Annotated in this window: 11 protein-coding genes; 1 reads left to right on the top strand and 10 read right to left on the bottom strand. The window is 67.3% G+C overall.

Translation table 11 applies throughout. From position 1 onward, the window contains the following. Positions 1–40: 40 nt before the first annotated feature. The 10 genes from pyrF to WFK36_RS09335 form a co-directional block, all read right to left on the bottom strand. A complete protein-coding gene (pyrF, locus tag WFK36_RS09290; RefSeq protein ID WP_336791435.1) occupies positions 41–862 on the bottom strand; it encodes an orotidine-5'-phosphate decarboxylase in 822 nt (273 codons plus the stop codon). Next, on the bottom strand, positions 859–4,209 hold the full coding sequence (gene carB, locus WFK36_RS09295) for a carbamoyl-phosphate synthase large subunit (RefSeq protein WP_336791436.1): 3,351 nt from the start codon (positions 4,207–4,209) through the stop codon (positions 859–861). The genes pyrF and carB overlap by 4 nt, the downstream gene beginning before the upstream one ends. Then, complete coding sequence (gene carA, locus WFK36_RS09300; RefSeq protein WP_336791437.1) at positions 4,209–5,387, bottom strand: glutamine-hydrolyzing carbamoyl-phosphate synthase small subunit; 1,179 nt, start codon at positions 5,385–5,387, stop codon at positions 4,209–4,211. The genes carB and carA overlap by 1 nt, the downstream gene beginning before the upstream one ends. 3 nt (positions 5,388–5,390) lie before the next feature. Continuing rightward, positions 5,391–5,957 carry a PH-like domain-containing protein gene (locus WFK36_RS09305; RefSeq protein WP_008377964.1) on the bottom strand — a complete coding sequence of 189 codons (567 nt, stop codon included), beginning with the start codon at positions 5,955–5,957 and terminating at the stop codon, positions 5,391–5,393. Beyond that, positions 5,954–7,279, bottom strand: a complete 1,326-nt coding sequence (locus WFK36_RS09310) for a dihydroorotase (RefSeq protein WP_336791438.1) — start codon at positions 7,277–7,279, stop codon at positions 5,954–5,956. The genes WFK36_RS09305 and WFK36_RS09310 overlap by 4 nt, the downstream gene beginning before the upstream one ends. Continuing rightward, positions 7,276–8,274 carry an aspartate carbamoyltransferase catalytic subunit gene (locus WFK36_RS09315; protein WP_336791439.1) on the bottom strand — a complete coding sequence of 333 codons (999 nt, stop codon included), beginning with the start codon at positions 8,272–8,274 and terminating at the stop codon, positions 7,276–7,278. The genes WFK36_RS09310 and WFK36_RS09315 overlap by 4 nt, the downstream gene beginning before the upstream one ends. Beyond that, positions 8,271–8,849 carry a bifunctional pyr operon transcriptional regulator/uracil phosphoribosyltransferase PyrR gene (pyrR, locus tag WFK36_RS09320; protein ID WP_008377969.1) on the bottom strand — a complete coding sequence of 193 codons (579 nt, stop codon included), beginning with the start codon at positions 8,847–8,849 and terminating at the stop codon, positions 8,271–8,273. Before pyrR ends, WFK36_RS09315 begins: the two co-directional genes overlap by 4 nt. Positions 8,850–8,910: 61 nt before the next feature. Further along, a complete protein-coding gene (gene nusB, locus WFK36_RS09325) occupies positions 8,911–9,360 on the bottom strand; it encodes a transcription antitermination factor NusB (protein WP_373278338.1) in 450 nt (149 codons plus the stop codon). Positions 9,361–9,410: 50 nt separating this feature from the next. Beyond that, entirely contained in the window at positions 9,411–9,974 is a 564-nt protein-coding gene (gene efp, locus WFK36_RS09330; RefSeq protein WP_008377973.1) for an elongation factor P, read from the bottom strand. 48 nt (positions 9,975–10,022) lie between these two features. Beyond that, positions 10,023–11,150 carry a M24 family metallopeptidase gene (locus tag WFK36_RS09335; RefSeq protein WP_419717477.1) on the bottom strand — a complete coding sequence of 376 codons (1,128 nt, stop codon included), beginning with the start codon at positions 11,148–11,150 and terminating at the stop codon, positions 10,023–10,025. Positions 11,151–11,174: 24 nt separating this feature from the next. Here WFK36_RS09335 and WFK36_RS09340 point away from each other — a divergent pair, with 24 nt between their 5' ends. Further along, the gene (locus tag WFK36_RS09340; RefSeq protein WP_040519717.1) at positions 11,175–11,666 is read left to right on the top strand and encodes a B-4DMT family transporter; all 492 of its coding nucleotides are present in this window, start codon (positions 11,175–11,177) and stop codon (positions 11,664–11,666) included. The last annotated feature ends 32 nt before the right edge of the window (positions 11,667–11,698 follow it).

Raw genomic sequence — 11,698 nt, forward strand, 5'->3', positions numbered from 1 at the left:
TTCCTTACTGCTCCTTGAGCGAGCGAAGCGAGTCGAAAGGTCAGGACAGCGCGTTCTCGATCTCGTCGCGAGTCGCTTCGACTGCGGCGCGGAGCGCGGCCGAGTCGGGACCCGAGCGGAGGATGCTGCGGCTCGCCGCGGGCAGCAGCCAGGAGAGGTCGGCTCCCTCGAAGATGCGCGCGAGGTCAGCCGCAGTGGCTCCCTGTGCACCGAGGCCGGGCGAGAGGATCGCTCCCCCGAGCGACGCGAGGTCCAGACCGTGCTCACGCGTGGCGCCCACGACCACACCGATGGTGCCCGGCGATGCGGCGTTCACCTCGGCAGCGGCGTCCACGATCGACTGAGCGACAGTTCCGCCGGTCTCGACGGTCGACTGCTGGAGTCCCCCGCCTTCCGGGTTCGACGTCCTGGCCAGTACGAACAGTCCCCGATCCGCGTCGCGCGCGGCCGTGACCGCCGGGGCGAGCGAACCGAAGCCGAGGTACGGAGACACGGTGACGGCGTCACTGCACAGCGGCGACGCGTCGTCGAGCCAGGCCGTCGTGTACGCGGCCATCGTGGAGCCGATGTCACCGCGCTTGGCGTCGGACAGCACGATCGCACCGGCCTCGTGGCACCCCGCGATCGTCTCCTCGAGCACGGCGAATCCAGCCGAGCCGAACTGCTCGAAGAACGCCACCTGCGGCTTCACGACCGCGGCGACCGGCGCGATGCCCTCGACGCACGCCTGCGCGAACGAGCGGAGCCCGTCGACCGACACCGACAGTCCCCACTCGGCGAGCAGTGCCGCGTGCGGGTCGATGCCCGCGCACAGCCTGCCCCGAGCGGCGACCGCGTCGGCGTACCGCGGGCCGAAACTCACGCTCCGGCCCGCATCTCGGCGTGACGGCGCTGTAGCGACTGCACGCCCATCGTCTCGCCCAGTGCGGCTTCGATGCCCTGGACCGCGGCGCCTGCGCCCGAGACCGTCGTGATGCACGGGACCGAGGCGCCGATGGCGGCGGCGCGGATCTCGTAACCGTCGACGCGCGGTCCGGACGTGCCGTACGGCGTGTTGATGATCATGTCGACGTTGTGGTCCTTGATCTCGTCGACCACCGTCCGCTTGCCTTCGGCCGCTTCGGCGCCCTTGGCGACCGTGACCACCTCGATGCCGTTGCGGCGCAACACGTCTGCGGTGCCCGACGTCGCCATGATCGTGAACCCGAGATCCGCCAGGCGCTTGATCGGGAAGAGGATCGACGCCTTGTCCCGATCGGCGACGGACACGAAGACGGTCCCGCTGGTCGGCAGCGCACCGCCTGCGGCCTCCTGCGACTTCGCGAACGCACGGCCGAAGTCGCTGTCGAAGCCCATGACCTCGCCGGTCGACTTCATCTCCGGGCTGAGCAGCGAATCGACTCCGGTGCCGTCGGCACGACGGAACCGGTTGAACGGCAGCACGGCTTCCTTGACGGCGACCGGAGCGTTCGACGGCAACGCCGACCCGTCGCCCTCAGCGGGCAGGATGCCCTCGGCGCGCAGTTCTGCGATCGAGCGTCCGAGCATCACGCGGGCACATGCCTTGGCGAGCGGCACCGCCGTCGCCTTCGAGACGAACGGCACCGTGCGGCTTGCGCGCGGGTTGGCCTCGAGGACATACAGCTTGCCGTCGGCCAGCGCGTACTGGACGTTCAGCAGTCCGCGGACACCGATCCCCTTCGCCAATGCGAGAGTCGAACGACGGACCTCGTCGATCTGAGCGGCGCCGAGGGTGATCGGCGGCAGAGCACACGCCGAGTCGCCGGAGTGGATGCCTGCCTCCTCGATGTGCTCCATGACGCCGCCGATGTACATCTCGGTTCCGTCGAACAGCGCGTCGACGTCGATCTCGACGGCACCCTCGAGGAAGCGGTCCACGAGGACCGGACGGTCGTCGGAGATCTCCGTGGCACGCGAGATGTAGTCGGCGAGCGCCTGCTCGTCGTACACGATCTCCATGCCGCGACCGCCGAGCACGTACGACGGGCGGACGAGCACCGGGTAGCCGATGCCTGCCGCGATGTCACGCGCGCCGTCGAAGGTGGTCGCGGTGCCGAACTTCGGGGCGGGCAGACCCGCGTCGACGAGCACCTTGCCGAACTCGCCACGATCTTCGGCGAGGTCGATCGCTTCCGGGCTGGTGCCGACGATCGGGACCCCCGCGGCCTGCAGCCGCGCGGCGAGACCGAGCGGCGTCTGACCGCCGAGCTGGACGATGACGCCCGCGACGGTCCCCGACTCCGACTCCGCGTGGAACACTTCGAGGACGTCCTCGAAGGTCAGCGGCTCGAAGTAGAGACGGTCCGCGGTGTCGTAGTCGGTGGAGACCGTCTCCGGGTTGCAGTTGACCATCACCGTCTCGTAGCCGGCCTCGCTGAGGGTGAGCGCGGCGTGGACGCACGAGTAGTCGAACTCGATGCCCTGACCGATGCGGTTCGGGCCCGAACCGAGGATCAGCACCTTGGGCCGCTCGGTCTGCGGGGCGACCTCGCTGGTCGCTGCCGGGTCGAGTTCGTAGCTGCTGTAGTGGTACGGCGTCTTCGCCTCGAACTCTGCGGCACAGGTGTCGACAGTCTTGTACACCGGGCGGACACCGAGGCCCACGCGGTGCGCACGCACCGCGTCCTCGTCGACGAGCACCGTGTCGCCGCCTGCGACGCGCAGCGCGGCGATCTGCCGGTCGGACAGTCCCGTCGTCTTCGCCAGACGCAGGAGGTCCTCGTCGAGCGTCGCCGCGTCGCGCACCTCGTGGCCCAATTCGCGGACGCCGTCGATCTCGGCGAGGAACCACGGATCGATCGCGGTGACCTCGTACAGCTTCTCGATGCTCACACCGGCTTCGAGCGCCAGCATCAGCTTCAGCATGCGGCCGTCGCGCGCCACGGCGATGTCGGCGAGCAGTGCGTCGACGTCGAGCGTCGCCGGGTCGGGCCGGTCGGCCTCGGTCCAGAAGCCTGCGGCCTTGGTCTCCAGCGAGCGCATCACCTTGCCGAACGCCTCGGCGAAGCTGCGACCGAGGCTCATCGCCTCGCCGACGGACTTCATCGTGGTGGTGAGGGTGTCGTCGGCGCCGGGGAACTTCTCGAATGCGAAGCGCGGCGCCTTGACGACCACGTAGTCGAGCGACGGCTCGAACGCGGCGGGCGTCACCTTGGTGATGTCATTGGTGATCTCGTCGAGCGAATACCCGATGGCGAGCTTCGCCGCCATCTTCGCGATCGGGTAGCCGGTGGCCTTCGATGCGAGAGCCGACGACCGTGAGACGCGGGGATTCATCTCGATGACGACGAGGCGACCGTCGACGGGGTTCTGCGCGAACTGGATGTTGCAGCCGCCGGTGTCGACGCCGACCTCCCGAAGGATGTCGATCGAGAGGTCGCGCATGATCTGGTACTCGACGTCGGTGAGGGTCATCGCGGGCGCGACCGTCACCGAGTCGCCGGTGTGGACACCGACAGGGTCGACGTTCTCGATGGAGCAGATGACGACGACGTTGTCCTTGTTGTCGCGCATCAGCTCGAGCTCGTACTCTTTCCACCCGAGGATCGACTCCTCGATGAGCACGTTGGCCGTCGGGGACGCGGCGAGGCCGCCGCCCGCGATGCGGTCGAGGTCGGCGTCGTTGTACGCCATGCCCGAGCCGAGTCCGCCCATGGTGAACGACGGGCGCACGACGACGGGGAACCCGAGGTCGTCGACGGTCTTGCGGACCTCGTCCATCGTGAAGCACACGGCCGAACGAGCGCTCTCGCCGCCGACCTTGGTCACGATGTCCTTGAACATCTGACGATCCTCACCACGCTGGATGGCGTCGAAGTCGGCGCCGATCAGCTCGATGTCGTACTTGGCGAGAATGCCCTTCTCGTGCAGGCCGACGGCGGCGTTGAGCGCGGTCTGTCCGCCGAGGGTCGCCAGGACTGCGTCGATGGGATGACCGGCGGCGGCCTCGGTCTGGATGACCTTCTCGATGTATTCGGGGCTGATCGGCTCCACGTAGGTCGCGTCGGCGAACTCGGGGTCGGTCATGATCGTCGCGGGGTTCGAGTTGACCAGCGACACCCGCAGGCCCTCAGCCTTGAGGACGCGGCATGCCTGGGTGCCCGAGTAGTCGAACTCGCAGGCCTGGCCGATGACGATCGGGCCGGACCCGATCACCAGGACGTGGGAGATGTCTGTACGGCGGGGCATCAGGAACGGGTCCCTTCCATGGTGGAGACGAACTTGTCGAAGAGGTTTGCTGCGTCGTGCGGGCCGGACGCGGCTTCGGGGTGGTACTGGACGGAGAAGGCCTGACCGGAGATCAGTTCGACGCCCTCGACGACACCGTCGTTCGCGCACACGTGTGAGACTCGGGCGCGGCCGAACGCCGTGTCGAACTCCTCGCCCGCCTCTCCGGCGATGGCGAACCCGTGGTTCTGCGAGGTGATGGCGACTCGTCCGGTGACGGTGTCGAGCACCGGGATGTTGATGCCCCGGTGACCGAACTTGAGCTTGTAGGTGTCGCGGCCGAATGCGCGGCCCATGATCTGGTTGCCGAAGCAGATGCCGAACGTCGGCAGACCGGAGTCGATGACTTCGCTGGTCAGAGCCACCGCGGCGTCGGCGGTCGCCGGGTCGCCCGGACCGTTCGACAGGAAGAATCCGTCCGGGTTCACCGAGCGGATGTCGGCGAGCGTGGCGTTCGACGGCAGGACGTGGACTTCGACGCCGCGCGCCGCGAGCATGCGCGGCGTGTTCGCCTTGATGCCCATGTCGAGCGCGGCGACACGCAGCTTGGCCTGCCCGCCTGCGGCTTCGACCACATACGGTTCGGTGGTGCTGACCTCGGCTGCCAGGTCGGCGCCGGCCATCGACGGCTGCGCCCGCACCGCGTCGAGCATCTCGTCGACCGAGCGGAGCGCGTCGCCGGAGAAGATGCCCGCGCGCATCGAACCGGTGTCGCGGAGGACGCGGACCACGGCGCGGGTGTCGATACCGGAGATGGACACGACGTCCTGGTCGGCGAGTTCACCTTCGAGGGTCGAACCCGCGCGCCAGTTGGAGACGCGACGGGTGGGGTTGCGCACGGCGTAGCCCGCGACCCAGATCTTGCCCGGATCGTCATGGTCGATGAAGTCCGCCGACCAGCGGACTGACGACCGCTTGCCGAGCAGGCTCTCGCTGTCCTCGGTGTTCCAGCCGGTGTTGCCGATCTGCGGAGCTGTGGCCACCACGATCTGCCGGTGGTAGCTGGGGTCGGTGAGCGTCTCCTGGTATCCCGTCATCGCGGTGCAGAACACCGCTTCGCCCAGGGTCTCGCCGGTCGAACCGTAGGCGCGCCCGGTGTAGACCTGGCCGTTCTCCAGCACCAGTACTGCTTTGCTCATCTCTTACGAATCCTTCTTCTCAGGTGCCGGCGTGGTCTCGGTGTTCTCGAAGGCCTCGAACGCCTTCTCATTCAGGTCTGCGTACGCGGACGTCCAGTCCGGGTAGACGGTCTTGTCGTCGCCTCGGAGCCCGGAGTCGATCTCGACTCCCGACGGCAGCGCCCAGCGGATCACGAGCACACCGTCGCGGCTCATCACCTTCCCGGCCAGGCCGTTCTCGGTGCGGACTGCGACGAGAGAGTCCCGCGGAATCCAGATCTCCGATGCGCCCTGGCGGGTCAGCAACAGTCCGTCGTTGTACTCGGTCAGCTCGGCCGACGCGCGGTCGCCCTTGTCGCCGACGGCGACGCGGTTCTGCCAACTCGGCGACACCGTGCTCCCGACGTACAGACCGGTGTGCGGGCCGCGGATCGGATCACCGAGGTCGGTCGGTGTCTCCGGGAACGCGCCCAGTTCGTCGATCTGACGGTTGCCGCGCTTGCGCCATCCGCGCAACGCCAACGTCACCAGCGTCAGCCAGATTGCGAGCGCGCCGAGTGCGATCAGCAGGTAATAGAGCCAGTTCGTCACAGCCACCCCTCGACTTCGCTCGGGGATCCGGCGGCGCGGCGCGCGGTGACACGTCCTCGAAGGAAGGTCGCCTCCACAGTGCCGGGCAGAGTCATCGTCTCGTACGGCGTGTTCGCCGACTTGCTGGCGAGATCGTCGCCGTTCACGGTCCACGACGAGTCCGGGTCGATGATTGTGAGGTTGGCCGGCTCGCCGACCGCGATCGGGCGTCCCTGATCGTCCAGTCCGACGATCTCGGCGGGGCGTTCGCTCATCACTCGGGCCACTCCGCGCCAATCGAGCAGACCGGTGCGCACCATCGTCTCGACGACGATCGAGACCGCGGTCTCGAGTCCGAGCATCCCCGGCCGGGCCTGGGAGAACTCGCAACACTTCTCTTGTGAGGCGTGAGGTGCGTGGTCCGTGGCGACGCAGTCGACGATGCCGTCGGCCAGCGCCTGACGCAGGGCGAGCTTGTCACGCTCCTCACGAAGCGGCGGGTTCACACGATTGACGCCGTCGTAGGTCTCCAGCCGCGAGTCGTCGAGCAGCAGGTGATGCGGGGTCACCTCCGCGGTGACGTCGATCCCCTGGCTGCGAGCCCATCGAAGAAGTTCGACGGTGCCTTCGGTGGACGCGTGGGCGATGTGGACACGCGCGCCCGCGTCACGGGCCAGGAGCGCGTCGCGGACCACGATCGACTCCTCTGCGGCGCGCGGCCAGCCTGCCAGGCCGAGGCGTGCGGCAGTCGGGCCGTCGTGCGCGACTGCGCCTTCGGTGAGGCGCGGGTCTTCGGAGTGCTGGGAGATCAGGACGCCGAGTCCGGTCGAGTATTCGAGAGCGCGTTTCATGATCACCGGATCGTGGACACACTTGCCGTCGTCGCTGAACAGGCGGACCTTGGCGGCACCGGAGGCCATCATGCCCATCTCGGCGAGTTGTTCGCCCGCCAGGCCGACGGTGACCGCACCGACCGGGTGGACGTCGACGAGGCCGACTTCCTGACCGAGGCGCCACACCAGATCCGTGATCGAGGAGTTGTCCGCGACGGGAGCGGTGTTGGCCATCGCGAACACTGCGGTGTAACCGCCGCGGGCGGCGGCCCGCGATCCTGACTCGACGGTCTCGGTGTCTTCTCGGCCCGGCTCACGCAGGTGAGTGTGCAGGTCGACGAAGCCGGGCAGCAGGACCCCTCCGCGCCCGTCGACGGTCTCCGCACCGTCGGGTGCAGTGAGACCGGAGCCGATCTCGGTGATCTCGCCGTCGACGACGGCGACATCGACGGGCTCGCCGTCACCGTAGGGTCGAACGTTGGTGATCAGGACCGATCCGGTGGCGGTCACGACTGCTCTCCTGACGTGGTGATCGTAGTGTGGTGCGACGGCTGTTCGTCGGCGCTCGCGAGGAGGCGGAAGAGGACCGCCATCCGGACGTGCACACCGTTGCGAACCTGTTCGAGGACGGTGGCCTGCGGGGTGTCGGCGACGTCGAAGCCGATCTCCATGCCGCGGAGCATCGGACCCGGGTGCAGCAGCACCGCGTCGTCGCGAAGCATCGAGCGTCGGTTGTCCGACAGTCCGTAGCGGACCGAGTACTCGCGGGAGCTCGGGAAGAAGCCGCCGTTCATGCGTTCGGCCTGGACGCGCAGCATCATCACCGCGTCGGCGGCAGGCAGTTCCGCGTCGAGGTCGGTGGCGACGCGGACCGGCCAGGTCTGCACCCCTTTCGGCAGCAGTGTGGGCGGCGCGACGAGCACGACTTCGGCGCCGAGAGTCGACAACAGCAGCGCGTTCGACCGTGCGACACGGGAGTGCAGGATGTCACCGACGATCAGGATCCTGCGTCCGTCCAGGCCCCCGAGACGCTGACGGATCGTGTAGGCGTCGAGCAGCGCCTGTGTCGGGTGCTCGTGCATGCCGTCACCTGCGTTGATCACGCTCGGTCCAGTACTGGGGACTCCGAGGATGTCGCTGCCGTCGTTGGTCCAGCGGGCGATCTGCGCTGCCGAACCCGATGCCGGATGTCGGACGATGAGTGCGTCTGCGCCGAGCGCACGCAGAGTCTTGGCGGTGTCGCGGAGGGACTCCCCCTTGTTGACCGACGAGCTGGACGCGCTGACGTTGATGACGTCGGCGCTCATCCACTTGCCGGCCACCTCGAAGGAGACGCGGGTGCGGGTGGAGTTCTCGTAGAACATCGTCATCACTGTGCGACCGCGCAATGTGGGGAGCTTGCGCACCTCGCGTCCGGCGAGGGCCTGTTCGAAGCGCTGAGCCTCGTCGAGGATGTCGATCGCATCGTCTCGCGACAGATCGGCGGTGGAGAGGAGGTGCTTCATCGCAGCACCACCTCGTCGAGCCCGTCGTGCTCGGCGAGATGCACCTGTACGTCTTCATCACGTGAGGTGGGGATGTTCTTTCCGACGTAGTCGGCGCGGAGCGGCAGTTCACGGTGTCCGCGGTCGACCAGAACGGCCAGCTGAACGGCTGCGGGCCGACCGAGGTCGCGGAGTGCGTCGAGGGCTGCGCGGACCGTCCGCCCGGAGAACAGGACGTCGTCGACGAGGATCACGAGCGCCCCGTCGACACCGCCTTCGGGCACCAGCGTGCGCTCGAGCGGGCGGTGCGGTTTGTCCCGGAGATCATCGCGGTACAGCGTGATGTCAAGGTAACCGGTCTCCACGGTCACTCCGGAGAACTCGGCGATCTTGCCTGCCAGGCGCTGCGCGAGGCTGGTGCCGCGTGTTGGGATGCCGATCAGCAGCACTCGGCGTGAACCGACTGCGTCGAGGGCGGTCTTCTCTATGACTTGATGAGCCATTCGCGCCACCGTGCGTCCGACGTCTGATGCGTCGAGCAGGACACGGGGCTGCCCCTTCTCCGGGGTGTGGGCATCATCGACCGGCGGAACCAAGCCGACCTCCTTCTCCGCCTCACTGGACGGGTCGTTAAAGGATTTTCGCTTGAGAGGTAGTCTACTCCGCTGCTGCGGCGGCGCGGACTTGAGGTGCGAGTTCGGCGATACGGCCGAGCACGCCGTTGACGAATGCGGGCGACTCGTCGGTGGAGAGCTCCTTGGCGAGCGTGACCGCCTCGTCGAGAACCACGTGGATGTCGACCTCGTTGGAGTACAGCAGCTCCCAGACCGCGAGACGCAGGATTGCACGATCGACTGCCGGAAGGCGGTGCAGCTTCCAGTTGTCCAAGTGCGAGGAGATCACCGCGTCGATCTGACTCGCGTCGGCGGCGACGCCCTCGACGAGAGTCACGGTGTACCCGGTCATCTCGCCGACGGCGTCGTGCTCGGCGAACCATGCGCGGCGGTCGGCGACCACCTGGGTGGCGGGGACCTCTTTGGCCTCCGCTTCGAACAGGATGTCCACCGCACGCGCACGCATGCGGTGGCGGCCTTTTGCTTCAGTCACGCTTCCACTCGCTTTGCTCGCTCACTAACCAGCTGTTCAGTACTCGCCGATCAGCTGTTGACGCGGCCGAGGTAATTGCCGTCGCGCGAATCGATCTTCAGCTTGTCGCCGGTGTTGATGAAGAGCGGGACCTGGACCTCGGCGCCGGTCTCCAGCGTGGCGGGCTTGGTGCCTCCGGTGGAGCGATCGCCCTGCAGACCGGGGTCGGTCTGCGAAACGACGAGTTCGACGGTGACAGGCAACTCGACGAACAGCGGCGCGCCCTCGTGGGTCGCGACCTGCACGGTCATGTTCTCGAGGAGGAAACGTGCACCGTCGCCGACGGTTTCCGGCGTGATGTTGATCTGGTCGTACGTCTCGCCGTCCATGAAGACGAAATCGTCACCGTCGTTGTACAGGTACGTCATGTCGCGGCGGTCGACGGTCGCGGTCTCGACCTTGACACCCGCGTTGAACGTCTTGTCGACGCCCTTTCCCGTGAGCACGTTCTTGATCTTGGTGCGCACGAAAGCCGGCCCCTTGCCGGGCTTCACATGCTGGAACTCCAGGATCTGCCAGAGCTGGTCGTCCATCTTGAGGACGAGTCCGTTCTTGAAGTCGGCGGTCGTCGCCATGAATGTTCTCCTCGCGGTTCGCCTGCCCCGGTGGGGGCCGGCTGCTGTCTACAGGACGCGGAGCGCCCTGGATGTGGTCGTCAGCGACGTCGGTCCGGCGTCGGTGACAACAAGGGTGTCCTCGATCCGCACGCCTCCGCGTCCCGGCAGGTAAATACCTGGTTCGACGGTGACCGTTGCGCCGTCAGGCAGTGTACCGCTCGCAGCGGCCCCGATTCCCGGTGCTTCGTGTATCTGCAGGCCCACGCCGTGCCCGAGCCCGTGCACGTAGTACTCGCCGTACCCGGCGTCGGTGATGATCCGTCGGGCTGCGGCGTCGATGTCGGCGAGTTCCGCACCGACTGTCAGAGCGTCGCGGCCGGCCTGCTGTGCGGTCAGGACGATGTCGAAGATCTCGGTCTGCCACGCCTGAGGCTCGCCGAGCACAAAGGTCCGCGTCATGTCGGAGTGGTATCCACTCCAGACGCACCCGAAATCGATCTTGACCAGGTCGCCTGCCCTCAGGACGACGTCCATCGGGCGGTGGTGCGGGATCGCCGACATGGCGCCTGTCGCGACTATTGTCTCGAAAGCGATCGCGTCCGCGCCGAGAGCGAACATCTCCCATTCGAGTTCGCGAGCGACCTGGCGTTCCGTACGGCCGGGGGTGATCGCTCCGCGGTCGATCAATGCGGCGAGCGCGGCGTCGCCGACCCGGCACGCGGACGTGATCAAATCCACTTCATCGGCGTCTTTCACGATGCGTAACCGCTCGACTGCATCCGTGACCGGGGTCAACGCCGCACCGACCTCCGCGGCGAGTTCGGCGAGTCGCGAATAGTCGGAGACTGTGACGACGTGACCTTCGATCGCGACGCGCACGCCCGGCCGCTCCGCCGCGGCCACTCGCAGGAGTGCCGACGGGCAGTCACGGTTGATCTCCGCGCGAAGGTCGGCGGCCTGCTCCCCCACCTGGGTGATGTAGCGACCGTCGGTCGATATCCGATCACGGTCACGGTCGGACCCCGCCCACACGAGTGCGGCCCCGTTACTCCCGGTGAACCCTGTGAGATATCGCAGGTTCGTCAGGTCGGAGACGATGATCGCATCGACGTCCGACGCCTCGATCTCGGCGGCGAGTCGGGCCCGACGGTCACCGTGATTTGTTGAAAAGTGCATGTCTGCATTGTTGAACATGTTCTACCCGGCTACTGTGTCCCCATGAGTTCGTGGCTTCTTCGTGGTGTCGTGATGTCCATTGTGCATATCGCCGCCCGCATCATCCTCGGTGCCGTCGTGATTTCCGCACCCCTGTCGTCTCCCCTCGCCCGGTGGCTGACGATTGCGGCATGCATCGTCGTCGCCATCGTGTGGGGCGGCCTGGACGGCCTGAAGGATGCGCGTGCGCATTCCGACCCCGACGACTACGAGGACCTCACTGTCCGCTGGCTCAAGGCAGGCCTGTTCGCAGGTTTCGTGTCCTGCCTGGTGAGCTGGATTCTCGGCACCGTCTGGTTGAACGGCATCGGTCAGGCGAGCCTGCCGATCGAGCTGATCGCCGGCACGTCGTTCATCGCCCTGATCGTCTTCGTGCCGGCCTTCTTCGGCGCCTCGGTCGGCCGTTTCCTGATCCGGCGCGAGCAGCGCAAGGCGGAGCTCGCAGCCGAAGAGGCCGCCGAGGCCAACACCCAGCACGCAGTGCCCGCAGCCTGACCGACCCGCGAACGCCGAACGGCGCCGGACCT

Origin of the sequence: Gordonia malaquae, from assembly GCF_037148075.1 — a bacterium.
Classification (GTDB): domain Bacteria; phylum Actinomycetota; class Actinomycetes; order Mycobacteriales; family Mycobacteriaceae; genus Gordonia; species Gordonia malaquae.

Coding starts and splice junctions, on each gene's coding strand:
- WFK36_RS09315 (WP_336791439.1), bottom strand. CDS start 8,274: ATGAAGCACCTCCTCTCCACCGCCGATCTGTCGCGAGACGATGCGATC.
- WFK36_RS09340 (WP_040519717.1), top strand. CDS start 11,175: ATGAGTTCGTGGCTTCTTCGTGGTGTCGTGATGTCCATTGTGCATATC.
- carB (WP_336791436.1), bottom strand. CDS start 4,209: ATGCCCCGCCGTACAGACATCTCCCACGTCCTGGTGATCGGGTCCGGC.
- carA (WP_336791437.1), bottom strand. CDS start 5,387: ATGAGCAAAGCAGTACTGGTGCTGGAGAACGGCCAGGTCTACACCGGG.
- WFK36_RS09335 (WP_419717477.1), bottom strand. CDS start 11,150: ATGTTCAACAATGCAGACATGCACTTTTCAACAAATCACGGTGACCGT.
- efp (WP_008377973.1), bottom strand. CDS start 9,974: ATGGCGACGACCGCCGACTTCAAGAACGGACTCGTCCTCAAGATGGAC.